Annotated in this window: 24 protein-coding genes and 1 riboswitch; of the genes, 18 read left to right on the top strand and 6 right to left on the bottom strand. The window is 42.2% G+C overall.

Annotated features, from left to right (window positions below):
- Positions 1-5 precede the first annotated feature (5 nt).
- Both IM797_RS03605 and IM797_RS03600 read right to left on the bottom strand, forming a co-directional pair.
- Positions 6-1,310, bottom strand: a complete 1,305-nt coding sequence (locus tag IM797_RS03605; protein ID WP_194125712.1) for an O-acetylhomoserine aminocarboxypropyltransferase/cysteine synthase family protein — start codon at positions 1,308-1,310, stop codon at positions 6-8.
- Between the two features lie 200 nt (positions 1,311-1,510).
- Positions 1,511-1,624: riboswitch (SAM riboswitch) on the bottom strand.
- A 165-nt stretch (positions 1,625-1,789) separates the two neighbouring features.
- The gene (locus IM797_RS03600) at positions 1,790-2,911 is read right to left on the bottom strand and encodes a PLP-dependent aspartate aminotransferase family protein (protein WP_194125711.1); all 1,122 of its coding nucleotides are present in this window, start codon (positions 2,909-2,911) and stop codon (positions 1,790-1,792) included.
- Between the two features lie 115 nt (positions 2,912-3,026).
- On the opposite strand from IM797_RS03600, the gene IM797_RS03595 reads away from it, so the two are divergent.
- The 6 genes from IM797_RS03595 (at position 3,027) to IM797_RS03570 (ending at position 9,931) form a co-directional block, all read left to right on the top strand.
- Positions 3,027-3,515 (top strand): lipocalin family protein, encoded by a 489-nt coding sequence (locus IM797_RS03595; RefSeq protein WP_194125710.1) that lies wholly within the window; start codon positions 3,027-3,029, stop codon positions 3,513-3,515.
- A 212-nt stretch (positions 3,516-3,727) separates the two neighbouring features.
- The gene (locus tag IM797_RS03590; protein WP_194125709.1) at positions 3,728-4,447 is read left to right on the top strand and encodes a DUF4397 domain-containing protein; all 720 of its coding nucleotides are present in this window, start codon (positions 3,728-3,730) and stop codon (positions 4,445-4,447) included.
- Positions 4,448-4,457: 10 nt separating this feature from the next.
- Positions 4,458-7,274, top strand: coding sequence for a TonB-dependent receptor (locus IM797_RS03585; protein WP_194125708.1), 2,817 nt, complete (start codon positions 4,458-4,460; stop codon positions 7,272-7,274).
- On the top strand, positions 7,265-8,077 hold the full coding sequence (locus IM797_RS03580) for a DUF4249 family protein (RefSeq protein WP_194125707.1): 813 nt from the start codon (positions 7,265-7,267) through the stop codon (positions 8,075-8,077). Before IM797_RS03585 ends, IM797_RS03580 begins: the two co-directional genes overlap by 10 nt.
- Before the next feature lie 74 nt (positions 8,078-8,151).
- Positions 8,152-9,222, top strand: a complete 1,071-nt coding sequence (locus IM797_RS03575; protein WP_194125706.1) for a sensor histidine kinase — start codon at positions 8,152-8,154, stop codon at positions 9,220-9,222.
- 1 nt (position 9,223) lies between these two features.
- Positions 9,224-9,931: a LytTR family DNA-binding domain-containing protein gene (locus tag IM797_RS03570; RefSeq protein WP_194125705.1), complete on the top strand. Its 708-nt coding sequence runs from the start codon at positions 9,224-9,226 to the stop codon at positions 9,929-9,931.
- Between the two features lie 21 nt (positions 9,932-9,952).
- Here IM797_RS03570 and IM797_RS03565 read toward each other — a convergent pair whose 3' ends face one another.
- From IM797_RS03565 to IM797_RS03555, 3 genes are all read right to left on the bottom strand, one after another.
- Positions 9,953-10,573: a hypothetical protein gene (locus IM797_RS03565; protein WP_194125704.1), complete on the bottom strand. Its 621-nt coding sequence runs from the start codon at positions 10,571-10,573 to the stop codon at positions 9,953-9,955.
- A gap of 87 nt (positions 10,574-10,660) precedes the next feature.
- Positions 10,661-11,083 (bottom strand): cytochrome c, encoded by a 423-nt coding sequence (locus tag IM797_RS03560; protein WP_194125703.1) that lies wholly within the window; start codon positions 11,081-11,083, stop codon positions 10,661-10,663.
- A gap of 2 nt (positions 11,084-11,085) precedes the next feature.
- Positions 11,086-11,739, bottom strand: a complete 654-nt coding sequence (locus IM797_RS03555) for an SCO family protein (RefSeq protein ID WP_194125702.1) — start codon at positions 11,737-11,739, stop codon at positions 11,086-11,088.
- Positions 11,740-11,935: 196 nt separating this feature from the next.
- Here IM797_RS03555 and IM797_RS03550 point away from each other — a divergent pair, with 196 nt between their 5' ends.
- Together IM797_RS03550 and IM797_RS03545 are read left to right on the top strand one after the other, a co-directional pair.
- The gene (locus IM797_RS03550; RefSeq protein ID WP_194125701.1) at positions 11,936-12,553 is read left to right on the top strand and encodes a GNAT family N-acetyltransferase; all 618 of its coding nucleotides are present in this window, start codon (positions 11,936-11,938) and stop codon (positions 12,551-12,553) included.
- 20 nt (positions 12,554-12,573) lie between these two features.
- Positions 12,574-13,911 (top strand): sigma-54 dependent transcriptional regulator, encoded by a 1,338-nt coding sequence (locus IM797_RS03545; RefSeq protein ID WP_194125700.1) that lies wholly within the window; start codon positions 12,574-12,576, stop codon positions 13,909-13,911.
- A gap of 2 nt (positions 13,912-13,913) precedes the next feature.
- Here IM797_RS03545 and IM797_RS03540 read toward each other — a convergent pair whose 3' ends face one another.
- Positions 13,914-15,323 carry an MFS transporter gene (locus IM797_RS03540; protein WP_194125699.1) on the bottom strand — a complete coding sequence of 470 codons (1,410 nt, stop codon included), beginning with the start codon at positions 15,321-15,323 and terminating at the stop codon, positions 13,914-13,916.
- A 365-nt stretch (positions 15,324-15,688) separates the two neighbouring features.
- Here IM797_RS03540 and IM797_RS28630 point away from each other — a divergent pair, with 365 nt between their 5' ends.
- From IM797_RS28630 to IM797_RS03490, 10 genes are all read left to right on the top strand, one after another.
- Positions 15,689-15,766, top strand: a complete 78-nt coding sequence (locus IM797_RS28630; protein WP_084240239.1) for a potassium-transporting ATPase subunit F — start codon at positions 15,689-15,691, stop codon at positions 15,764-15,766.
- Between the two features lie 9 nt (positions 15,767-15,775).
- On the top strand, positions 15,776-17,494 hold the full coding sequence (gene kdpA, locus IM797_RS03530) for a potassium-transporting ATPase subunit KdpA (RefSeq protein ID WP_194125698.1): 1,719 nt from the start codon (positions 15,776-15,778) through the stop codon (positions 17,492-17,494).
- 6 nt (positions 17,495-17,500) lie between these two features.
- On the top strand, positions 17,501-19,531 hold the full coding sequence (gene kdpB / locus IM797_RS03525) for a potassium-transporting ATPase subunit KdpB (RefSeq protein WP_194125697.1): 2,031 nt from the start codon (positions 17,501-17,503) through the stop codon (positions 19,529-19,531).
- 15 nt (positions 19,532-19,546) lie between these two features.
- The gene (locus IM797_RS03520; protein ID WP_194125696.1) at positions 19,547-20,113 is read left to right on the top strand and encodes a K(+)-transporting ATPase subunit C; all 567 of its coding nucleotides are present in this window, start codon (positions 19,547-19,549) and stop codon (positions 20,111-20,113) included.
- 123 nt (positions 20,114-20,236) lie between these two features.
- Positions 20,237-21,307 carry a porin gene (locus IM797_RS03515; RefSeq protein ID WP_194125695.1) on the top strand — a complete coding sequence of 357 codons (1,071 nt, stop codon included), beginning with the start codon at positions 20,237-20,239 and terminating at the stop codon, positions 21,305-21,307.
- A gap of 174 nt (positions 21,308-21,481) precedes the next feature.
- Positions 21,482-22,612: a sensor protein KdpD gene (locus IM797_RS03510; protein WP_194125694.1), complete on the top strand. Its 1,131-nt coding sequence runs from the start codon at positions 21,482-21,484 to the stop codon at positions 22,610-22,612.
- Between the two features lie 207 nt (positions 22,613-22,819).
- Positions 22,820-24,574: an ATP-binding protein gene (locus tag IM797_RS03505; protein WP_194125693.1), complete on the top strand. Its 1,755-nt coding sequence runs from the start codon at positions 22,820-22,822 to the stop codon at positions 24,572-24,574.
- A gap of 170 nt (positions 24,575-24,744) precedes the next feature.
- Positions 24,745-25,752, top strand: a complete 1,008-nt coding sequence (locus IM797_RS03500; protein ID WP_194125692.1) for a beta-ketoacyl-ACP synthase III — start codon at positions 24,745-24,747, stop codon at positions 25,750-25,752.
- Between the two features lie 4 nt (positions 25,753-25,756).
- Positions 25,757-26,143: an acyl-CoA thioesterase gene (locus IM797_RS03495; RefSeq protein ID WP_194125691.1), complete on the top strand. Its 387-nt coding sequence runs from the start codon at positions 25,757-25,759 to the stop codon at positions 26,141-26,143.
- Between the two features lie 140 nt (positions 26,144-26,283).
- The gene (locus IM797_RS03490) at positions 26,284-26,613 is read left to right on the top strand and encodes a hypothetical protein (RefSeq protein WP_228098699.1); all 330 of its coding nucleotides are present in this window, start codon (positions 26,284-26,286) and stop codon (positions 26,611-26,613) included.
- Positions 26,614-26,686 lie beyond the last annotated feature (73 nt).

Here is a 26,686-nt window from a genome sequence, read left to right as displayed (position 1 = left end):
TAATTTTACTTTTTTATACTTGCAAATGCTTGTTCAAAATCGGCTTTGATATCGTCGATGTGCTCAATACCTACAGATACACGCAATAAATTTGGCGTAACACCTGCTTTGGCTTGTTCTGTTTCAGACAGTTGCTGGTGTGTTGTTGCAGCTGGCTGGATGATCAGCGTTTTAGCATCCCCTACATTTGCCAGGTGGCTTACCAGTTTTAAATTGTCAACCAATGCGATGGCCTGGTCTTTATCTCCATGCAGTTCAAAAGACAATACTGCACCAAAACCATTTTGCAGGTATTTTTTTGCATTGCTGTGGTATGGGCTGCTTTCCAGGCCAGGATAGTTTACACTTTTCACCGCATCATGACCTTCTAACCAGGTTGCAAGTGCCAGGGCATTGTCAACATGACGTTGTACACGAAGCGATAAGGTTTCCAGTCCCTGGATCAGCAGGAAAGAATTGAAAGGGGAGATGGCCGGACCAAAATCCCTCAAACCTTCTACACGGGCACGAATGATGAACTGGATGTTTCCAAATGGTCCGCCGATGCCAAAAACATCGTTAAATACCAAGCCGTTATAACCTTCAGATGGTTCTGTGAACTGAGGGAATTTACCATTGCCCCAGTTGTAATTGCCGCCATCTACAATCACACCACCAATACTTGTTCCATGGCCGCCAATCCATTTGGTAGCGGATTGAACTACGATATGTGCGCCGTGTTCTAAAGGTTTGAACAGGTAACCTGCAGCACCAAAAGTATTGTCTACAATAAGTGGAAGGTCGTGTTTGTTGGCTATGGCAGATATCCTTTCAAAATCAATGATGCTGAAAGCTGGATTTCCAATGGTTTCCAGGTAAATGGCCTTGGTATTGCCATCAATTTTAGCCGCAAAATCATTTGGGTCATCGCCATTGGCAAATTTAACTTCAATGCCTAAGCGTTTAAAGGCTACTTTAAACTGATTGTATGAACCTCCATATAAGTGAGAAGAAGAAACGAAGTTATCTCCCGCCTGTAGTATATTGTTTAATGCAATGAATTGTGCGGCTTGTCCGGATGAAACAGCCAATGCTGCAACGCCACCTTCGAGGGCAGCAACACGTTTTTCAAATACATCTGTGGTCGGATTCATGATCCGGGTATAGATGTTTCCGAATTCTTTTAAAGCGAACAGGTTTGCACCATGTTCGGAGTTTTTAAAACCGTAAGAAGTGGTTTGGTATATAGGAACAGCCCGGGAACCTGTTGTAGGATCTATTTCCTGACCGGCATGAACTTGTAGGGTTTCGAATTTATGAGACGTTGACATATGATCTTATGGGTTAAATTTTTTAAGAAATCAGACAGCACTGTATAAGTGATTAGCGTACCCTATAAGGGCCTTCCAACTGAATAAGAAAATGCAAAAGGAAGATTTTTGGAAATTATCGCATGCAACAGCACATACAGTTCGTATGCGGCATACAATAATGATCGGAGTAATTGGTGTAAATCGTTTTCATTCGTTTTAATTTATCTTTCCAGGTAACACCATGTTATCTGGTCAGGAATTGGCACCTTCTCCATTTTGGGAGGGTTGCCAGTGGGTCAATGAGCCTGTCTCTCGCCACTTCTTTATAAATCAAACCTTAACATAAGAAGGTTGACTTTAACAGCTTTCACTGTTTAATGCTTCAAATGTAAATCTAACTTGCAAAATAACCAAAATATAATTCTGATTATTTTTTAATGCATTGATTTATAATGATATAAAATACATCGTTATAAATCAATGCGGAATATTCTAGCCTATATTTGGGCGAAAGCTTGTTCGAAATCTGCAATAAGATCGTCAATATGTTCCAGTCCTGCAGATATCCGAATTAAATTCTGTGGCGTTTTGGTATCCGGACCTTCTACAGATGCGCGGTGTTCGATTAAACTTTCTACACCACCCAGACTGGTTGCCTGGGCAAATATTTTTACTTTATTGACCAGGTTGCGTGCTTCCGGGGCACCTCCTTTGACTAAAATGGAAAGCATGCCACCGAAATCACGCATCTGCGCTTTGGCTGTTTCGTGGCCAGGATGTGATGTCAGACCGGGATAGTAAACTGCCGCTACTTTGGGATGTTGTTCCAGGTATTGTGCCAGCGCCATACCATTGGTGCTGTGTCCACGCATTCTATAGGCCAGTGTTTTGATGCTCCTGACCAATAAGAAGCAGTCGAACGGTGAAGGTACCGCACCCCCAATCTGTTGTACATTCCTGATCTTTTCCCAGAATTCGTTTTTTTCTGCGGTTATCAGTGCGCCACCCAATACATCGCTGTGACCACCAATGTATTTGGTTGTGGAGTGCATCACAAGATCTGCACCCAGTGCGATTGGATTTTGCAGGCAAGGAGATGCAAAAGTACTGTCGCAAGCCAGGATCAGGCCATGAGCCTTACTGATTTTAGCAATGGCTTTCAGATCTGTAATTTTTAATAGCGGATTTGAAGGGGTTTCGACCCAGATCATGACGGTATTGCCTTTGATGTGCTGCTCAATCAGATTTAGATCAGTCAGATCAATAAAATCAATCGCAATGGTATCGGCAAATATCGTTTGCAATTGTTTTTTAAAGCCCCAGTACATATCGTCAGGTGCGATGATGTGACTTCCGGGTTTGATTGCCTGAAAAACGCTCATCCCGGCTGTATTGCCCGAAGAAAAGGCACAACAATCTGCGCCCTGTTCCAGTTCTGTGAGGATATTTTCCAGTGCAGAGCGGTTTGGATTGCTTACCCTGCTATACATGTGTCCACCGGAATAGCCACCATCCTCGTTCCTTAAAAAGGTTGTCGATAAATTTATTGGGGGCGTTACGTCCTGTGTACTGATTTCATATAAATTTCCTGCATGTATCGCAATCGTTTCTGCTCTCATTATTATGGGGTTATTTGTTTAACTGATGTTCATCCTGCGGTGACGGTTAAAGGTAAAAATTATTCTGCGCAAGTTTTGGCAAGATTTATGTAATTGAAAAAGAAAGTAAAAAGATATGAAAAGAATATTCCTTATAGCAGCCATTTTTTGTAGTGCATTGATGGTTTTGCAAGGCTGTTCACCTAAGGGTGCGGCTACTCCAACGCTTAAGAGAGGTAACATTACTGGGAACTGGACTTTAAGTGACATTACATTTGAAGGTATTCCGCAATCGTCGGTAAAATCATTATTTGGTGAGGGTTCATATACTTGCTTTGTGGGTAGTAGCTGGAGATTAACCAATAGTGGAAATGGTAGTTATAGCCTACCTGGCGGTGGTACCTGTGCAGCTAAAACACAAACCATTTACTGGTCTGCCAGTACTAAAGAAGATACTTTCCAATTTAAAAAACTGTATGAAGGTGATAAAGCCAAAAATGTAACCGAAGGCTACAGATTGGTGCTTTCATCTACCAACGGTGAAACTATGGTTATCAAAACACCTGTTGAATATGGCAATTCTACAGCTTACATTGTCCTGAATTTCACCAAAGCGGCAAAATAAGTTATTTCATTTACCTATGGATAACGGGGGAAGGCATAATTGTCTTCCCCTTTTTGTTTTCGATGTGATTTCTTCGCAGAAAAAATCGGTTTAATATAAATTTAAAGCCTGTTCATCTCAATTAACATTTGTTAACACCTTAATTTTTAAAATTCGCTTCATAAACCAGGAAATGGATTTAAAAATTGTTTAACATTTTAATCTCAATTGTGATGAAAATTTTTACCAAACGAACCGCTCAGGCGCGTGCAAAACGAGCGCTCCCACTCATTTATGCAACTTTATTACTGTGCAGCTTATTGCTAAATTCCTGCACCAAGGATGTAGCAACGACAGCTACTGCTTATTTAAGTATGGTAAACGCTTCTCCAACATTGGGTACCTATAATTTCTATCTGGATGGTACGAAACTAAATACGGCAGCGGTACCTTTTGGAGGTACAACGGCTTATGCAAATTATACTGCAGGCGAGCACACTGCTAAGTTTACGACCGAAAGTGCTTCGGAAAGCTTATTGAGTAAAAGCATAGCGCTGGATGCAGATGGGGTTTATTCCCTGTTTTTAATTGAACGGCCTGAAAAGCTGGATGCTTTACTGGTCAGGGATGTCATGACCGTTGCCTCAACTAGTCAGGCCTTTATCCGTTTCATCAATTTATCTCCCGATGCACCGGCATTGGATCTGTCAGTTGCTGGTGCAGCAACCCCATTGGTTTCTGGAAAGTCGTATAAAACAGCCAGTGATTTTCAGGCAATCGATCCGAATACTTATTCCTTTGACATTAAGGACAGCAGTACCGGAAATGTTAAAACCACTTTGACCTCTGTGACGCTTACTGCCGGAAAATATTATACCGTGATGTCAAGAGGTGTACTGAATGTTGGAGAAACTGACCAGCCCTTTTCGGCGCAATTGATTACTAATTTGTAAAGGCAGGTATATGAGGATATTTTTATTGCTGCTGGTGCTTACGGCAACCACAGGTTATACTGCTATGGCCCAAAGGCCCCTGGTAACCGAGGCCAAGATTAGTGGCTTTTATACGCTGTCATTGGATAAAATGATGGATACCTTAAATGCAAAATGTCCGGTTCATATAGTATACGATCGCGACATGCTTAGTCAGTACGATGTGGTCGACCATTTTAACGATGAAAACCTGAAAGATTTATTGGCGGCTGTATGCAAAAAAAATGGCTTGCGCTATTGGGTTGATGCCGATCAGACGATTTATATTATCCGCATTCCGGAAGATGTAAACCGCTTAAAGAAAAATAAAGCCGCAATTGGCCTCAAAGATGAGGGCCGGGGTGTTCATGTCGGGCAAACGGTGAATTCCGTAAAAGATGTGGTGGAGCGGAAAACACCAGCCCGACAAATCCCTTTCAACATTACGGGTAGGGTGATCGACCGGTCAAGCGGAGAGTCTTTACCCTCTGCCCATGTCCAGTTGCGCCATTTAAACATCAGCACATCGACGAATGCTGACGGTTATTTTACTTTGATCAATGTCCCTGCAGATACCTGTCGACTGGATATTAATTTCTCCGGATACCAGCAGGATACCTATTACCTGAATGCCGAAAACATCAAAAAGGAAATTGTAATTGGTCTTTTCCCGGCTGTGCGGGCTTTGAATGAAGTTGTCATTACCGATAAGCGTGCGGAGGGCTTGATGAGCACCAATAAACGCAGGGTTAGCGTATTACAGATTTCGCCTTCGAAGCTGGAGGAACTGCCCAATATCGGAGAAAAAGATATTTTACGTTCTTTTCAGCTTATGCCGGGCATTAGTGCAAGCAACGAGTCTTCTTCAGGCGCTTATGTGAGAGGCGGAACTCCCGATCAAAACCTGGTGCTGTTTGATGGTTTTACCGTTTACCAGGTTGATCACCTGTACGGCTTTTTTAGTGCATTCAATAGCAATGCCGTAAAAGATGTAACTATGTATAAGGGCGGTTTTTCAGCCAAATATGGCGGCCGTTTGTCGAGTGTTACCGATATTGTGGGGAAGGAAGGAAACAGTAAGGAAACCAATATTGCGGGGGATCTGAGTTTATTGAGTGCCAATGTTTTTGTTGAAAAGCCGATTAATGACAAATCAACCTTGCTGCTGGCTTATCGCCGGTCTTATCAGGGACCTTTATACGATAAGATTTTCAATAAATTCAATAGCAGCAGCGCCACAACAGCTGCCGGAGGAAACAGACCTGCCAATGCTGGTACTGGTGGTCCGCCAGGTGGCGGTGGGGGAGGTTTTGGCGGAAATGCGGCTTCAGTGAGTACACCTGCTTCTTATTTTTACGATTTAAATGCGAAGTATACTTATGCGCCCGATGATCAGAACAGGTTTTCCTGGAGCATTTACCAGGGTAATGACAACCTGGATAACAGCCGTACGCTAACTTTGCCTGCTGCAATCAATAGTGGCAGAGACATCAGTATGTCGGATAAGACCACTTATGGTAATCTTGGATCCAGTTTAAAATGGTCTAGTCGCTGGAATTCTAAATTGTATTCGAATACGCTGTTGAGCTATTCTACTTACCATAGCGATCGTGACAACAGCACGAAGCTTACGGTTCAGGATGATGATGGGAATGACCAGGAAATCAGTACGGGTACTTTTGAGAAAAATAACCTGAAAGATTTTAGTTTAAAATCCGATTGGGAGTACCAGCTTGGTGGTCAATTTAAGGCCTTGTTCGGAGCCTTCGGATCCAGGCAAAATGTGAGTTATGAGAGCAGCCAGAATGATACCAGTAAACTCATTGATCAGCATACCAAAGCCTTAATACTTGGTGGCTATGGGGAACTGGAGGCTGATTTAACCACGCAGTTGCAGGTTAAAGCAGGTTTACGGGAAACCTGGTATGATCAAACCCGGAAAACCTATTTAGAGCCCCGATTTTCTGCAACCTATGCGGTGACGGATAAATTTACACTCAAAGCATCAACGGGTAAATTCTACCAGTTTACGAATCGTGTGCTCAGGGAAGATATTTTATCCGGAAGCCGTGATTTTTGGGTGCTTTCTAATGGAGATGCCATTCCGGTGAGTGCGGCAGTGCATTATATTGGTGGATTCAGTTATGAGACCGGACAGTTCTTGTTTGATGTAGAAAGTTATTACAAAAAGCTGGACAATCTATCCGAATACGCTCAAAGGCTTACCGGAAACCGGAGGGGGGGCACTGTTTCACTGGAAGAGCATTTTTACAATGGTAGCGGTTATGCCAAGGGAATTGAATTGATGCTGCAGAAAACCAGGGGTAGGTATACCGGGTGGATCAGCTATACCCTGGCTGAAGCCACCAATAATTTTGCAGCCTATGGTGGGGAGTTCGCTGCCAGTCAGGATACCCGGCATGAGTTCAAAACTGTCAACTTATACCACTATGGCAAATGGACTTTTTCGGCGACCTGGATTTTTGCTACCGGAAAACCTTATACTGCACCATTAACCAGTTATACGATAGACGACTACACTGGTACCGCTAAAACATTTTTGACCATCAGTGATAAAAATGCTTTACGGATGCCGGCCTATCACAGACTGGATGCATCGATTACTTACGATCTGATCAAGGTAGACAGTCGCAAAACAGGTAGCATCGGTTTTTCCCTGTTTAATATTTACAACCGTGCCAATGTATGGTATAAACAATATAATGTTGTGAATAACCAGGTGGTTACCTCCAATGTCAATTATTTAGGACTTACACCCAATTTAACCCTTAGCTTAAGATGGAAATAAAAGAAATATACAGGTATGTTGTGCTGGCCGGTATTGCCGTCATTGTGGTCACTTCCCTGTTCTCCTGTAAAAAAGAAAATGCAGTACTGGCAGATTATACAAGACCGGTAGTACAGGCTTACCTCATCCCAGGAACAATTGTAACCGTAAAAGTCTATTATCAGAAGTACCTGGATGATACCATTTCGCATGGTTTTCCTTTAAAAGCGCTGAAACTGAAATTGTCTGATGGAACGCAGTCGGTTTCGCTTACGGAAACCGCAGATGGTGTATATCAATATGCAGATTCCAGTTTTATCAAGGACAGAATGACCTATAAATTGAGCTTTGACTATCTGGACAAGACGATAAGTGCAGAAACTACCGTTCCGGATAAACCTGTTGGTTTTTCAGCCTCGGCCAATACCCAGGCTGTTCCCGTGTTTTCTTTTGGTACGGAGCCAGAAGCATTTGTTCCAGTTGTTTTCAAATGGAGTAATCCCGATCAGGGACACTATATGATGGTTTTTAAGAATACGGATGCTTACCCAAGTCGCGTTAATTCACGTGACACCCGTGCGTATAAGGATGCTGAAGAAATCCTGGGCCAGGTGTCTTCATTCCAGACGCAGCAGATGACTTTTAACTTCCTGGGAAATTATAAGGTTTTGCTGTTTCGCATCAACAAAGAATACAGTGATGCATTGAACAGTGGTGGAGGAACCTCTTTAAATTTAACCAATCCCTATACCAATGTTGTCAATGGTTTGGGTGTTTTTACAGCTATGCGTGCCGATACTTTGGATTTAAAAGTCTATCAATAGAAAAGTTAAAAAATGTGAAACTTTCGTTTGAACCGGCCTGAAATTCGGTACTTACACCTTCATTTGATCAACTCATGCACAAAACAAAATATAAACAAGTACTCCATGCCCTGGTACCCATGTTGATTTGGCTGGTTGTACTTAGTTTGCCCTTTTTTTCCAGGGTGGTTAATTTGCCCCCGGAGATGCGGAATGGTTTGCTGAAAAGCCAGGTGCTGACCAATGTGTTGCTGATTGTAATTTTCTATGTGCATACGTATCTGGTCTATCCGCTAAAGGATAAAAAGAATGGTATGGTTATTTACATTACGCTGTTATTGGTTTGTTTTGTTGTATTCATTATCGCCAACAGGTTTTTAATGCCCGAGATACCCCGATTCCCCAGGCATGATTTTCCTCCAGGTGGCACAGATCATTTTGGTAAAGGCAGGCACGGATTTATGCCAGGGCCACCGATGGCCTTTTTGCCTTTTGCTTTCGTAATTATGGTCAGTTACTGTTATAAGCTTTACCTGGATAAACAACAACAGGAGCGGTTAATTGCGGAGCGGGAACGCATCCATTTAAAAACGGAGCTGGAGTTTTTATCTTCTCAGATTAGTCCGCATTTTATGTTCAACCTGCTCAATACCTTAGTTGGGATGGCGCGTAAAAAATCGGAACTGATGGAGCCTTCTTTAATCCGGTTGTCGCAGCTGATGCGCTACATGCTGTATGACAACGACGGAAAGCAAATCAACCTGGGCAAAGAGGTTGATTATTTGAAAAACTACATCAACCTGCAACTTTTGCGTTTTGCTGATGACGTGCGCATTGAGTTGCAGTGTTCTGGTCCGTTTGAGCGCTATACGATTGCACCGATGTTGCTGATTCCTTTTGTTGAAAATGCTTTTAAGCATGGAATAGGGATGCTGGAGGATCCAATCATCATCATCAAGCTTGCGCTGGATGAGAAAGAAGGTAAACTGCGTTTGCAGGTCATGAATGAGGTAGTCGCTGCACAAGTCGGGAGTCCGGAGCGTTCTTCCGGTATCGGATTGGCCAATGTCAGGCGCAGACTGGAACTTTTATATCCCGGAAGGTTTGTTTTTGAGATCAAAAGGGCGGACCATATTTTTTTAATTGAACTTGAAATCACGTTATGATATGAATTGTATACTTGTAGATGATGAAAAGCCTGCATTGGAGCTATTGGAAGATAACGTAAGACAAATACCTTATCTGCACGTTTCGGCTTGTTGTCGCAAGCCAATGCAGGTATTGGAAGTTTTGAAAACGCAGCAAATTGACCTGATGTTCCTGGATATCCACATGCCTGGTTTGAACGGTCTGGAGTTGCTGCGGTCGCTGAGCAATCCACCTATGGTGATCCTGGTGACGGCTTATGCAGAACATGCTTTGGATGGTTTTAACCTCGATGTGGTAGATTACCTGGTGAAACCAGTGCCCTTTTCCCGGTTTTTAAAAGCAGTACAAAAGGCGCATGAGCTTTACCAGGCCCGGCATTTGCAGTCGAGGAGCATTTTAACTGAGCATGACCATGTTTTTGTGAATGCCAATTATTCCCTGGTAAAAATCAGGATACAGGACATTACCTTTATTGAAGGTATGAAAGATTACGTGAAAATTAACCTGGTAGATGGTAAACCGGTAATGACCAGGATGGGCTTAAGGTCAATTGAAGAGAAGCTGGGCACGGAACGCTTTATGCGGGTGCATAAATCTTATATCATTGCGCTTGATAAAATTGAATCTGTGCAGAAAGCACAATTGGTAACAGCAGGTGTAGAAATTCCGATAGGTGAGGGCTATCGGAATTCTTTGCAAACTTATGTCGCTGACAAAAATTTATAGTTCAGTCTTGTTTTTTAGGCTTTATTTTGAATAAGGAAAGTTTTTTATGGGTTTTTTTGTGACCTCATCAATCATATTCATACTTGAATATACACTGTAATAACTCAGATCATTCGTGTTAAATCTCCAAAGTAAATTGCCGGATCTACTGTCATTCAGAAACATGGTTAGCGCTGCTGAACCTGTAATCGATGCAGCTGCTGTTGCCGGCGCTGGCTCTTGCCTCGTGTTGAAATATTCGACTTCGTACTTTTCTGAAATGATCGCATCAACACTCAGTACTTTTGCAATTTCTTCTTTCGTAAAATTACCGAGACTGTCCAGCATTCCTGCTTTTTTTAATAAGAGATTCGTTTTGTCAAGATCCTGGTAAGTGATTTTGTTTTTTGTTTTACGGCTTAATAAAGCAGAATATATCGCCGACTGAACTTTATAGGAGAGTTCAATTTCTTTATCTCTATTCGCTCCATAATCGGTATACCGGGGTGGAATCTTGTAACTTAGCTTCACTTCCGCGGGCAAAATTGCGAGTGTTTTGTGCTGGTTACTCAGTTGTTTGAAGTCTGGACTGGTGTAAATCTTTTGCGCGTAGCCGAAGGTACCAATAGCCGTAGCTATGGTTAATAAAAAAAATTTTTTCATAATTTAAATGTTTCATTAGTGTGTAACCAATGATAAAGAAAAAAAAGGATTTACCGTGTAATAATTAATATAAACAGCGAAAATTTTTTACCGGCAGTTTTTAAGGTCCCGGGCTATTTCTTCCTGTGTATACATGCCTTGTTTGTTGCCAAATGAATTGCTGATGTAGACTACCAGTTGTGCCATATCGATATTGGCCAGTGTTGGAAAATCAGGCATGCTGCCTTCATACATCTGGCCATTTACAATAATCGGGGATTTGATCCCGTTTTTGATGAAACAGGCAATCTGTTGTTTATTCTTTTTTAAAAAAATGGTATCTGTTAATGGGGGTGTTAATTTTCCTAAACCTTCACCATTAGCACCGTGACAATTCTGGCAGTGTTTGATGTAAAGATCCCGGCCATTGACATAATACACATCTTGTTTGATTTTACCAGCATCCTGACAAGAATAGATGATGGTGGCGATTACCAAAAGAAATAATGAGCCGATCAGGAACTTTCGCATGCTTATTTTTTATCTTCAGCCAGTAAAACAGGGATATCTTTCATCAATTGCTCCACCTGTTTTGGATTTGTTCCGTCATAAGCACCACGTATGCGCTTTTGTTTGTCGATCAATACCAGCCAACCCTGGTGTACATAACCTTCTCTGGCAGTCGTATCTTCCATGACCGCAACCAGGTAGCTGTGCTCTGCAATTTTGTAAATGCTGTCTTTTGATCCGTAAGCAAATTGCCATTTACCATTGTCAACACCCAGCTTTTGTGCATATTTTTTAAGTACAGCTGGTTTGTCATATTTAAAATCAATGGTATGTGAAAGGTACATCACTTCCGGATTGTCTTTGTATTTTTCAAATATGGTTTTCATATTCCTGTGCATGGTTGGACAGATGGTAGAACAGGAGGTGAAAAAGAAATCGGCAATGTAAATTTTATCTTTGAAATTGTCATTGGTGATGTAAACGCTATCCTGGTTTAAAAAACGAAAATCAGGAATGGTTTGATAAACGGTATCTACGTGACTTGTCCCGTCTGCATTTTTTACCGTTTCAGCAGCGCGTGGGCCCAGAATTGGTAATTTTTTATCTCCTGTACAAGAGGAGAGGAACATAACAGCAGCAGTGAAGAGGATTAAGGATGTGGAAAGTTTAAACTTCATGATAATCGATTGTAAAACCTTGGCAAAGGTAACTAAAATGAAATTAACCCTGTCATTTTGATAAGGTATTGAATTGCCATGATAGGGTCATGAAATAAATACCGGCTTTAAGGGCTTGATAATTATCAGGTTGAGTTTACATGTGGCATTCCGGCACAGGACTTGGAATGGTGTCTGTAACAAAAATAAAATGATCATGGAACATCCAATGATATTTGTGCGTATTGCCACAATGAATGATATTAAATACGCCGATGAGATCGTGCAGGAAATAGAAGCCTCAGCCATTTTACGCGGCTCCGGAATCTCCAAAAGAACTCCAGCTTCAATTGCCGAGAAAATGCGGGCAGACAAAGCAGTAGTTGCAGTTACGGCAGCCGGGGAATGGGCAGGTTTTGCCTATCTGGAAGTTTGGGAAGGCGGAGCCTTTGTTTCCAACTCTGGTCTTATTGTTGCACCTCGTTTTAGAAATGCGGGGGTTGCAAAAGCCATTAAAGAAAGGATATTTAAGATGTCACGCCGACTTTATCCAGACGCAAAGGTTTTTAGCATCACCTCTGGAACGGCGGTAATGAAAATGAACAGCCGTTTGGGTTTTCAGCCTGTTGGTTTTGAAGAAATCACACAGGATGATATTTTTTGGGCTGGCTGTAAAAGTTGTGTGAATTACGATATTCTTCAAGGTAAAAAGAAGTGTAATTGTTTGTGTACTGCAATGTTGTTTGATCCTCAGACCGCAGTGGTGAGCCCTGAAAATTCTGCTGTATTGACAGAACAGGGTTATAAATCGCAACTTGTCTCGAATAATTACTAATATTGTCGAAATTATCAGCTATGCAATACACGGTTCTAATTATAGATGACGAAAAAAAGATTTGCAGCCTTTTGGCACGCATCATAGAACTGGAAGGTTTCAAAGTTTTTCAGGCCAATACCGGGAAGGAAGGTTTGAAAATCTTAGCCGCTCAGGATGTTTATGTCGTAATCAGCGATGTTAAATTACCTGATTTTAATGGCGTAGCACTGGTTAAAGAAATTAAAAAGATCAAGCCTCATGCAGAGGTAATCAATCTGACTGCTTTTGGAACCATTGCAGATGGCGTAATGGCCATGCGTAATGGTGCATTTGATTACATCACCAAGGGGGATGATAACGATAAGATCATCCCCCTGGTTTACAAAGCGCTGGACAAGGCGAAATTGCAATACCGGGTTACAGAACTCGAAAATAAGGTGATTAAGAAATACAGCTTTAGCAGCATTTTAGGTCAGTCTAAAGCACTTAGGGCAGCTGTAGATTTGGCGCAAAAGGTAGCAGTAACAGACACTACGGTGTTGCTTCTTGGCGAAACTGGTACCGGTAAAGAAGTGTTTGCCCAGGCCATTCATTACGAAAGTCTGCGGAATACCAAACCATTTGTGGCCATCAATTGCAGCGGCTTCAATCATGAATTGCTGGAAAGTGAACTTTTTGGACATAAAGAAGGGGCCTTTACTGGTGCAACCCGCGATAAAAAAGGTTTGCTGGAAGAGGCGAATGAAGGAACCATTTTTTTAGACGAGATCGGGGAGATGAACCTCGACTTACAAGCCAAATTACTTCGCGTACTGGAAAATCAAACCTTTATTAAAGTTGGGGACACACAGACCAGCAAAGTTAATGTGCGTATCATTGCGGCCACCAATAGAGATTTGAAACTGGAAGCCGAAGCGGGTAAATTTCGCCTCGATCTTTATTACCGCCTATCCGTTTTTTCTATTGAGCTGCCGCCGCTTTCCCAACGTAAATCTGACGTGCTGTTACTGGCCAGATACTACCTGAAAGAATTTGCCATGAAGGTAAATAAACCAGATTTTCAGATGAGTAACGGTTTTGAAGCGCTATTGTTGAAACACAGTTGGAAAGGCAATATCAGGGAGCTTAAAAATGTCATGGAAAGGGTCGTGATCCTGGCGGATAGCCAGGAGTTGAATTCGGCTCTACTTCCCTATGAGTTTCATGTGGACACCAAGGGGGCGGAAGCCGATGTGCTTAGAATGGAGACTGTTGAAAAGCAGCACATCATTAAAGTCCTGAAGCATACCCAGGGAAACAAGACGGAAACTGCCCGTTTACTCGGTATTGGACTGACTACTTTATACCGCAAGATGGAAGAATACCAGATCAGCTGATTTTAGCCAGCCTTTCTTTTTTGTGATAGCTGAATGAGCACTGCACATAAGGGCATCAATGCAAATAAGCCAAATAACCATAAAGAAGCCTGTTGCGCGCCTTGTAGTCCGCCGGGTTTAATAATCCCTGCCGAATTGACGACAAGGCCAGTTAGCGCCGTGCCAACGGCCGTTGACAAAAGTTGGACAGTAGTTATGGATGCCGAGGCTTTTTCTTCTTCTCCTTTGGCACTGGACGTCAGTACCCTGGTTAGCAAATGTGGCCAGCCCATACCTACGCCAATCCCTATGGAAAACAAGCAGATGCACATCAGAATGAAGTAAAGGCCCTGACTGCTTTGCGTTAAAGGCATCAGGATGGCGAAGCCAACCATACCTGCCAAAACCGTAAAAGGGCCGAGTGTCATCAACAATTTGGCTTTTTCTTTCGGAAATCCAGAAAAGGATATGGAGGCAAATGACCAGCCAAAAGCAATCACAACGGTCAGGTATCCCGATGCCAGTGGTGAAAAACCGTGAATAACCTGCATGAAATAGGGGATGTAAATTTCAACAGCCGTAGCAATGCTCAGTAAAGCAATAACCAGGTAAGTTGCGCCCAGCGGCCTGGTTATTTTGTATGCACCTGTTGGAAGTAAACGGTTGCCCGATTTTTTTTCTATCCACAACAAATAACCAAAAAGTAATGCAGCAAAGGACAGTCCTGCGATATTTGCGGATAAGGAATCGGTAATGCTGCCTACCGAAATGGCCAGTGTTGCTATGGTCAGTAACAACAGCTGTACTCCAGGTAATTTTTGTCGGGTAGGATTTGATGAAGCCTTTGCAGGTAATATGTTTTCTGTTAACACCAATAACAGGATGGCAATGACTACGAGTGTGAAAAATGCGGATCTCCAGTGACCATATTGGGCAAATAATCCGCCGATGAATGGTCCGGAAAATGCAGAAATGCCCCACATTGCCGAAACCAGCGCCATTGCCCGGGGCCAGAGTTTTTCTTCAAATACAATTCTGATCATGGCATAGGAGAGGGCAAACAGTAATCCGCCACCAACTCCCTGGATGAAGCGTCCGATCAATAATATACCCATATTGGGTGCAAGGGCACTTACGGTTGAACCTGCCGCAAATAAAACGGCTGCAATTCTATAGGCCACTTTCGGTCCCCGCCGGGCCAGATGTTGAGAAGATATTACAGAACCCATAATGGCCGCCACTACATAAACGGTGGTTGCCCAGGCGTAAAAAGATAAGCCGCCAAGTTCGGTAGTGATGGACGGCATGATGGTGGTTGCCAGGTATACATCGGTAGCATGCAGCATGACACCTCCTGCAAGTGCAATTGATCTGAGTCCGTTTTTACCAGATAATAATTCCGACCATTTGGTTGTTGTGCTGCTATTTTCCATCGTTTAGTAATATCCAACAAAGGTACCTCAATAAAGTAATTAAACAAGCTTAAGCTTGTTTAATTACTTTATTTCAACTTTCAGGAAAAGTCAGAAGCTTGACGCTGCCTGTCGTTTTGATAAAAAACCCTTCCATTTTGAAAGGGTTTTTTTAAGGTGTAAGATTGGTGGATTGTGATTTTTATTTGTTTGTTTCTGATAATCAGTGTTTTAATGGTTGTTTATTTATTGTGGTATGCCAATTGGCTAGGGCTTACCAAAAACAATACAACTATGTTAACAATCCTTTTATTGCTGCTGGCCTTACTTATCATGTGCTGGTTATTTTACAAATCTATCGACTGGTTCGAAAAAATCTAACAATTATGATTGCATTATTCCTTATCGCTATCGCCGTATTCATTTATATGATTTATGTGCTGATCAAACCCGAAAAATTTTAATTATTTGTTATGAACACTGAATTACTTGGTATCATTTTTACCTACGCAATCACCTTATTGATCGGGATCCCTTTGGGTATTTACCTGGCCAAGATGTTTGCGGGAGAGAAAGTCTGGACAGACTTTCTAAAGCCTATTGAAAAGGGCATTTACAAATTGTCAGGGATTAATCCCGATGAGTCCATGAACTGGAAACAACACATGAAGGCGTTATTAACGATCAACATGGTTTGGTTGGTGTATGGCTTTTTTGCGCTGATGTTCCAGGATAAATTGCCATTAAATCCAGATGGCAATGCCGGACAAAGCGCTGATCTTGCTTTCAATAGCGTCATCAGTTTTGTGGTAAACTGTAATTTACAGCATTATTCCGGCGAAAGCGGTGCCACTTATTTTACACAGCACTTTGTATTTATGTTTTTACAGTTTGTTAGTGCTGCTACGGGTATTGCTGCTGCTGTTGTGCTGTTCAAAGCTTTCAGAGATAAAACCACTACCAATTTAGGTAATTTCTGGGTATTTTTTGTCCGCTCTATTACCCGTTTGTTGCTGCCACTTTCTGTTGTCATGGCTATTGTTTTGGCTTTCAATGGAACAACAACCAGCTATGAAGGTAAGGATCAGTTTATTTCGCTTCAAGGTGATACTGTACATGTTTCCCGGGGTCCGGCAGCAGGTTTTGTGGCCATTAAACACCTGGGTACAAATGGCGGGGGCTGGTTTGGAGTGAACAGCACGCATCCTATAGAAAATCCAAATTACCTGACCAATATGGTCGAAGCCATTTCCCAGGTGATTATTCCAATTGCCATGATCTTTGCCTTCGGATACTTCATCCGAAGAAAGAAAATGGCCTGGGTCATTTTTGGAATTATGACACTCGGCATGATGTTGCTCCTGGTGCCGACCATCATCAGTGAAACTGGTGGAAGTCCAGCCATAGCAAAAATGGGTATTTCACAGCTTACCGGTGCTATGGAAGGAAAAGAAGTCCGCTTCGGGCCAACGGCTAGCGCCTACTGGAGTACCATAACCACCATCATTTCTACCGGCTCTGTTAACGCCATGCACGATAGTACGATGCCACTTACCGGCATGTATCAACTCATTGCCATGATGATGAATTGCTTTTATGGGGGCTGTGGCGTAGGTATATTAAACTACTTCATTTTTATCATCATTGCTGTGTTCATTTCAGGCTTAATGGTTGGGCGAACGCCAGAGTTTCTGGGACATAAAGTAGAAGCCCGGGAAGTAAAAATTGCGTCCATCATTGCGCTGTTGCATCCTTTTATTATCCTGGTAGGTACAGCACTGGCGGCATATACCATCACTTATTTTCCTGGTGCCGACTGGGTGGTTAAACCTTCGAGCTGGTTAAACAATCCAGGTTTCCATGGCTTTTCAGAGATGTTATATGAAAACACTTCTGCAGCGGCAAATAACGGTTCTGGATTTGAAGGGCTGGGCGATAACAATACCTTTTGGAACGTGCTGACTGGTTTTGTGTTGATCCTTGGCCGTTTCTTACCCATCATCGGTCCGGTGGCCATTGCAGGTTTACTGGCATCGAAAAAATATATCCCAGAATCGGCCGGTACCCTGAAAACAGATACACTGACTTTCGGATTTATGACTTTCGTTGTGATCGTGATCATCGCTGCACTGGCCTTTTTCCCAGCGTTAACCTTAGGTCCTTTGGCAGAATATTTTACCCTTATTAAGTAATTTCCAATGAAAAAATCTAATATATTATTTGAACCTGCTTTGGTCAATACGGCATTAAAGCAGTCGTTTATCAAACTTGATCCTCGTTTGATGATTCGCAACCCGGTTATGTTTACTGTCGAGATCGGGACATTTGTGATGTTGTTTGTAACCATTTATTCAGTAAGCAACCGCAGTCAGGGTTCTTTCGGATACAACCTGGCGGTGTTCATCATCTTATTGCTTACCGTACTTTTCGCCAACTTTGCAGAAGCAATTGCAGAAGCAAGAGGAAAGGCACAGGCCGATAGTTTACGCAAAACGAGGGAAGAAACACCTGCAAAAGTAGTTTTAAGCAATGGTGATGTGGTGGTGCGTTCATCCAGCCAATTGCAAAAAGGCGATGTGTTTTTTTGCGAAACAGGTGATACCATCCCTACGGACGGCGAGATCATTGAGGGGATTGCTACGATTGATGAATCGGCAATTACCGGCGAATCTGCCCCGGTTATCCGAGAGTCTGGCGGTGATAAATCTTCGGTTACCGGTGGTACCAAAGTCCTTTCTGATCAGATTAAGGTACAGGTTACTACTCAACCTGGGGAAAGCTTTCTGGATAAGATGATTGCACTTGTTGAAGGGGCTTCCCGTCAAAAAACACCCAATGAAATTGCCCTAACCATTTTACTGGCAGGCTTTACCCTGGTGTTCATTATTGTATGTATCACACTTAAACCTTTTGCTGACTATGCCAATACACCGATCACCATTGCAGCATTCATATCTTTATTTGTTTGTCTGATTCCAACGACTATTGGTGGTTTACTTTCTGCGATCGGTATCGCGGGTATGGATCGCGCCTTAAGGGCAAATGTGATTACCAAATCTGGTAAAGCAGTAGAAACTGCCGGTGATATTGATGTTTTGCTGCTGGATAAGACCGGAACCATTACTATTGGTAACCGTAAGGCTACGCATTTTTACCCTACCGCCGGTATTGTCATCAAAAAATTCACAGATGCTTGTGTACTGAGTTCACTTGCTGATGAAACGCCTGAAGGAAAATCAATCCTGGAACTTGCCGCAGCAGAGGAACATGCCATTTTAACTGAAGCACCGGCGGGAGCTAAATTTATCAAGTTTACAGCTGAAACACGTTCCAGTGGTTTAGATACACCTGATGGAAGAAGGATCAGAAAGGGAGCATTTGATTCTATCCGGAACATTGTACTGACTGCCGGAAATCCTTTTCCAATGGATATTGAGGAGCAGGTTAAAAAGATTGCCAGCAATGGCGGTACACCCCTGGTTGTTTCAGAAAATGAGCAGGCTTTGGGCGTTATTGAATTACAGGATATTATTAAACCCGGGATCAGTGAACGTTTCGAGCGCTTGCGTAAAATGGGTGTGAAAACAGTGATGGTTACTGGCGACAATCCGCTTACAGCTAAATTCATCGCTCAAAAAGCAGGTGTGGATGATTTTATTGCCGAGGCCAAGCCAGAGGATAAAATGAATTATATCAAGGATGAGCAGGCACAAGGTAAGCTGGTGGCCATGATGGGTGATGGTACCAATGATGCTCCGGCATTGGCCCAGGCAGATGTAGGTGTGGCGATGAACAGTGGAACGCAAGCCGCTAAAGAAGCTGGAAATATGGTGGATCTGGATAATGATCCAACCAAGCTGATTGAAATCGTAGAAATTGGTAAGCAATTGCTGATCACACGTGGTACGCTGACTACCTTTTCTATCGCCAATGACGTGGCCAAATATTTTGCCATTGTGCCGGCCTTGTTCATTGTCTCTATTCCTGCTTTGCGCAGTTTGAATATCATGAACCTGCACAGTCCGGAAACGGCAATTCTTTCTGCTGTAATTTTTAATGCGCTGGTTATTCCATTGCTGATTCCTGTTGCACTTCGGGGGGTATCCTACAAACCAATTGGTGCTAGTGCATTGTTGCGCAGAAACTTACTCATTTATGGAATCGGTGGCGTTATTGCCCCATTTATAGGAATCAAATTAATAGACATGCTGATCAGTCTGATCGCTTAATAAAAAAATAATATTATGAAACGATACATCATACAATCGCTCAGGTTAACCGTAGTACTGATGGTACTGCTGTGTGTTATTTATCCATTAGCCATTGCTTTTGCAGGCAAATTTACACCAGGTGCCGGTAGTGGGGAAAAGGTGATCAAAAATGGAAAAGTAGTGGGTTATGCCTTAATCGGACAATCTTTTACCAAACCAGAATATTTCTGGGGAAGGCCTTCTGCTGTCGGTTACAATGCGGCCGGATCAGGTGGTTCAAATAAAGGTCCTTCTAATGCCGACTATTTAAAAGAAGTGTCAGCACGTGCTGATACGCTTTTGAAATACCACCCATATCTTAAAAAGTCAGATATCCCGGCAGATCTGGTAACCGCTTCAGGTAGTGGTTTAGATCCTGATATCTCAGAACAAGGCGCGATTATACAGATTAAAAGGGTTGCTAAATACCGTGGGTTGACCGATAGAGCAGTGGCAGAATTGGTAGTGAAAAATACCGAGGGACCGCTGTGGGGGATGTTCGGACCTTCCAAAGTGAACGTGTTGAAATTGAATGTAGCGCTTGACGAGTTAAAAAAATAGGACCGGTAGGCGACTGCGGACATCCTGAAATCAATTCAGGATGACGACCGTAGAAACAGGGATACACTATAACAACAGATAATTCAACAAATTGATAATTCAACAATAACAAACATTATATAAATGAAAAAACTTTTAACATTAGCCCTTGCCCTTTCAACAGGATTAATTCTGCGTGCGCAGGATGTATCTAAAATTAAAGTATCTGGTTACCTGGAGACTTATTATGGCTACGATTTCAATAAGCCGGCTGATAACAACAGGCCTGGTTTTATTTATTCGCACAACCGCCACAATGAGGTCAATCTGAATCTGGGATTTATTAAAGGCAGTTACGATAACGGAAACATTCGCGCGAATATGGCGGTGATGGCAGGTACTTATTCAAATGCCAATCTGTCTGCAGAACCTGGGGTCCTGAAGAATATCTACGAAGCCAATGCAGGACTAAAGCTCTCTAAAACAATTAATTTATGGGTAGATGCTGGGATATTTTCATCGCACATTGGTTTCGAAAGCGCGGTGTCTAAAGATTGCTGGGTGTTGACCAGAAATATTTCTTCAGAGAATACACCTTATTTTGAGTCGGGTGCCAAATTGAGTTATGCAACCGATGATGGGAAATTCTCAGCTGCGCTATTGTATCTGAACGGTTGGCAACGAATTACGCGCCAAAATGGGAACAGTAAACCTGCGGGGGGTGTACAGCTGACCTGGAAACCTACAGATAAGATCACCATCAATTATAGCAATTATTTGGGTACGGAGGGTGCCGATTCTGTACGTGTAAATCGTATTTATCACGACGTATATGGTATATTTCAAGTGACAGATCAGTTCGGTCTGACACTTGGATTCGACTATGGTACGCAGCAAAGCAGTAAAGGGTCTGACCGTAAATCGGAAGTGTTATCGCCAGTAGCGATAGCGCAATATGCCATCTCCGATCAATGGAAAGTGGCTGGAAGGTTTGAATATTATCGGGATAAAAATGGTATTTTTATAGCTACAGGAACTCCGGATGGATTTAATACCAGGGGCTATTCACTGAACCTGGATTATGCACCGATCAGTAATGCTGTGGTACGTTTGGAAGGTAAATTATACAACAGTAAAGATAAGGTCTTTGTCAGGGATTTAAATGCCGTAAATAACAATGCCGCAGTAACGGCAAGTATTGCGGTGTCTTTTTAACAGCGGTTTTGGTATATAGGGCCGGATTGGTACACCGGTCCTGTATTAATCTTGTATGGCAAAATGAAACAGAAAGTAAAAGAGATACCCATATTGATCTTAGTTTTATTACTCCTGGTAGGTGTGTGGTATTTAATTAGTGAAGCCTATATCATTATCAAATGGTAAGCAATAATGGAAGACGAACATAAAGAAACTTCGGTCAGAAAATTTCTGGATCTTGTGAAAAAATCGAGACGTGGAAAGTTTAAAGTATACATTGGCATGAGTCCTGGTGTAGGTAAAACCTATCGCATGTTGCAGGAAGCACATGCTTTGCTGAACAATGGAATTGACATCAGGATCGGGTATATTGAAACGCATAACCGGGCAGAAACACATGCATTGCTGGCCGGGGTACCTGTAATTCCACGCAGAAAAATCTTTTACAAAGGTAAAGAGCTGGAAGAAATGGATGTCAGTGCCATTTTAAATGTGCATCCTGAGGTTGTGATTGTAGATGAGCTGGCGCATACCAATGTTGAAGGAAGTAAGAATGGCAAAAGGTGGCAGGATGTTGCGGATCTGCTGGAGGCGGGTATCAGTGTGATTTCTGCGGTGAATATTCAGCACCTGGAAAGTATGAACGAAGAGATTGAAAAAATCACCACCATACCGATTACCGAGCGAATTCCAGATAAGATATTGGAACTGGCAGATGAGATTGTAAATATTGACCTGACTGCCGATGAGCTGATCGATCGTCTGAAAGCAGGCAAAATTTATGATCCAACTAAAATTGAACGTGCATTGAGCAATTTTTTCCAGCCGGAACGCATTCTTCAACTGCGGGAACTGGCGTTGAAAGAAGTTGCGCACCATGTTGAACGTAAGATCAGCATTGAAATACCGAAGCAAATTAAGTTAAGGCCGGAAAGGTTTATGGCCTGCATTTCGACAAATAGCGCGACTGCAAAAATTGTGATTCGCAAAACTGCACGCCTGGCTTCGTACTATCGTTCGCCATGGGTGGTATTGTATGTACAGAATGACCATGAGCGCGGCGACCGGATTAAATTGGATTTGCAGCGGCATCTGATCAATAATTTCAAATTGGCTACAGAATTGGGCGCTGAAGTGATTAAGGTGAAAAACAATGACATCACCAAAACGATATTGAATATTGCATCAGAAAAGGAGATCACCACCATTTGCATTGGAAAGCCGCATTTAAATTTATTTCAAATTATCATGAGAACTGCAATTTTTAACCAACTTTTGCGAAGCATTTCAACAACAGAAACAGATCTGGTGATTTTGAGTTAGTTTAAGGCGATAGGTAGCTCGTACGCTGTTTGTTTATTTCTGCGTCCTTCTTGAATAGGTTGTAACTGCAGGTCCGAATCCTGAAATAAATTCAGGATGATGACGGGGAAGCGAGAGCGACGGGCAAAAAGACACGATGGAGAAAAAATATGACGGTTAACAAAACATGACGATGGCTAATATAAATGCAGTAAAAGAAACAAGACCATGAAAATTAAAACAAAACTTCGCCTCGGATTCGGATTCTTATTCCTGGTGATCCTCTTTTTTGGAGGTATATCTTTGTACTATATGAACGAGATTTCGATTCGTTCCAAAGTGATATTGAAGGACAATTACGAAACGCTTAATTTCACCAGTAAGATGCGTTCTGTTCTGGATGAAAATCCCTTGCCTTTATCTGCAAAGTCCATTCAGGAGTTTGACAAGCAATTGCAACTGGAAGCCAGGAATGTAACCGAGCCGGGAGAAGGCGCTGCGGTAGCCCAGGTAAAAAAGGCTTATGCTACGATCGTTGATTCGGAAAAGTCTCTGACTGTCAGGCAAAATGCGGTATCTGAGCTGCGCAGGCAGCTTAAAGATATCGATTTGCTCAATATGAATGCCATTGTACGTAAAAACGGACTTGCGCAGCATGCCATTGAAAGGGCAGCCATGTATGTGATCTTTGCGGCTTCCATCTGTTTTTTGATCCTGTTTTCGTTCATTGTAAATTTTCCGGGCTTTGTGGCCAATCCTTTGCGTGAGTTTGCCGATGCGATCAGGGAAATTGGCAGGAAGAACTACAAACAGCGATTGGAATTTAAAGGTTCAGATGAGTTTTCCGAACTGGCTAGTTCCTTTAACGTGATGGTGGGGGAACTGAACAAATGGGAAAATAGCAATCTGGCCAAGATACAATCAGAAAAGTTACGTATTGAGACGATCATTGAACAAATGCAGGATGCGATTATTGGTTTAAATGAAAAGCAGGAAATCTTGTTTTTCAATAAAGTCGCAGAACAATTGCTCAATCTGAACCAGCAACAGGTCATTGGTATGAATGCCCTGGAATTGAGTAAAAAAAATGATTTGTTGAAACGCATACTTCAAGGGAGTAAAGGAGAAAAGCACATGAAAATTTATGCTGACAACAAAGAATCCTATTTTCAGCTGGAACGCAGGGAAATTACGGTTCCGGGCTACGATGACGATGGCGAAAGCGCAACGGTGGTTACCGGGAAAACAGCGGGAGAAGTATACGTCTTAAAAAATATTACCCAATTTAAAGAGCTGGACGAAGCTAAGACCAATTTTATCGCTACGGTTTCGCATGAACTTAAAACACCCATCTCATCCATCAAAATGAGTTTAAAGCTGATGAACGATGATCGGGTGGGTAGTATGAATCCAGAGCAAAAAGAATTGCTGCAGCACATCAGTGAAGATTGTGGTCGTTTATTGAAAATTACCAGTGAATTGCTCGACCTTGCACAGGTTGAAACTGGTAATCTGCAGCTTAATTTTGTGCAATCTGATCCACGTAAAATTGCCATATATGCCATGGATGCCGTTCGTTTTCAGGCTGAACAAAGAAATATAGAACTGGAATTACTGGCTAAAAATAATTTGCCAATGGTGAATGTCGATGTGGAGAAAACAGCCTGGGTATTGGTTAATTTCTTGTCCAACGCGTTGCGCTACAGTCCCGAAAAGACAAAGGTGATCATTGAGATTCTTGAAAAGGACGCTGAGATCGAATTTTCCGTCCGGGATTTTGGAAAAGGTATCGAAGAGCAATATCAAAAGCGCCTTTTCGATAAATATTTTCAGGTACCTACCGATGGGAATAACAAGACAGGTTCGGGGCTTGGACTAGCGATTTCTAAAGATTTTATTGAGGCAGAGAATGGCCGGATCTGGGTGGAAAGTGCATTGGGTGAGGGAAGTAAATTTTGTTTTTCTTTACCGCCCATACATTAATATCAGCCAAATACCTTGTCATTTTAAAACAGAAAACAAAAAAGCTGTAAGAGAAATTGCAACAGCTGCAAAAGTCCTGCGGGAATATCTGCAAGAACCCGTAACTTTGCAAAAAAAATGTAACAGGCAAGTGGTATACTTGCCTGTTTTTAATTGATACAGCACACACAATGAGAATACGTAAAAACGCAGTGATAACTGCGGTAGGTGGTTATGTTCCTGATACTGTTTTAAGTAACCTTGACCTAGAAAAAATGGTGGATACCAATAATGAGTGGATCGTAGCCAGGACCGGAATAAAGGAGCGACGAATTGTCAACGATGCGTTAATCGCGACTTCCGACATGGCGACATATGCTTTAAATCGCTTAATGGAAGATGGTGATGTTGATCCTGATGAAATAGATTGTGTGATCGTTTCAACTTCAACTCCTGATTATGTGATGGTATCTACCGGCAGTATGGTTTGCGAAAAAGCTGGTTTGAAAAATGCATGGGGTATTGATACCAACGCAGCCTGCAGCGGATTTTTATATGCACTAACACTGGGTGCAAGTATGATAGAAAGTGGTCGTTGTAAAAAAGTCGTGGTTATTGGAGCCGATAAAAACAGTTCTATTGTGAATTATACCGATCGCAATACCTGTATTCTTTTTGGAGATGGTGCCGGTGCCGTTCTACTGGAGCAAACGGAAGAACCGGTAGGATTAATGGATAGCTTTTTCAGAACCGATGGAACGGGAAAGGAAAACCTGATCGTTACTGCCGGCGGATCAAGACATCCTGCTTCTCAGGAAACTTTAGATGAGAAACTGCATTATGTTCGCCAGGATGGCCGTGTTGTATTTAAAGCTGCGATTAACGGCATGACCAATACCTGTAATGAAATTCTAAAATCGAATGATTTGTTGGCAAGTCAGATCGATTACCTGATTCCGCACCAGGCCAATTTACGGATCATACAAGCTGTGGGAGAGCAACTGGGCTTGTCTGAAACGCAGGTCAAAGTAAATATCGATCGTTATGGCAATACTACCGCTGCAACAATTCCATTGTGTTTGTGGGATTTTAAGGATGATTTTAAATACGGAGATAAACTGATGTTGACTGCTTTTGGTGCAGGATTCTCCTGGGGCGCAACTTATTTGAAATGGGGTACACTCCGCAAAAAAGATTAATTGGATGACAGTAGAAGAAAAAATACAAGCTTCGGAAACCCGCATTTTTAAAGCGGTATTTCCCAATACAACCAATCATTATGACACGCTATTTGGCGGTACTGCCATGCACATGATGGATGAAGTTGCCTTTATTACCGCAACAAGATTTAGCCGACAGATCATGGTTACAGTAAGTAGCGACCGGATCGATTTTAAAAAGCCCATTCCTGCGGGTACCATTGTAGAACTGATTGGCCGGGTTAGCCATATTGGCAATACCAGTTTAAAAGTGAGCGTTGAAATATACATCGAACAGATGTATTCTGACAACCGCGAAAAAGCGGTAACAGGCGAGTTTTCATTTGTTGCAATCGACGAAAATAAAAAACCGATTTCTATCATCAAGTAGAAAATCTTCTCCGCAACTGAGAAAGCTATTCTATCTAAAAGAGTAGCTTTTTTTATGTTTCCTGTTGGATCATCGGTAATGATGATTACATTTGCAGCAAAATGTTGCTAAAACCCATATCCATATTGCTTTTGTTAAGTTTGATCAGTTCAAACTTCGCAAATCTATTTGTATTTGCAGGTTTTGAACTCAATCAAAAATATATCGCAGCAGAACTCTGTATCAATAAAAACCGTCCGGAACTTCATTGTAATGGAAAGTGTTATTTGATGAAAAAACTGAAACAAGCTCAGGATAAGGAGCAGAAACAGGAACGTCAGTCGCAAAAAACACAAATTCAAGATGCAGTAGTGGTGACGCCAATGGTATTTAAACAATATGCACTAGCGGAAACAAAACTTCACATTCCCGGTTCTATGGGCATGTTGCAGAGTATTAAAAATTCTATATTTCATCCGCCACAAGGGTAAAATTGACCGTTCTCCTCTGAGACTGGAATCTTTTGCCCTGAAGAAGGACAAAATTTCCTAGGTCTCTTCGGAG

The sequence above is a fragment of the Pedobacter sp. MC2016-24 genome (genome assembly GCF_015223055.1).
GTDB lineage: Bacteria > Bacteroidota > Bacteroidia > Sphingobacteriales > Sphingobacteriaceae > Pedobacter.
The sequence above is the reverse complement of the archived record's forward strand: the minus strand, read 5'-3'. Positions and strand labels throughout refer to the sequence as shown.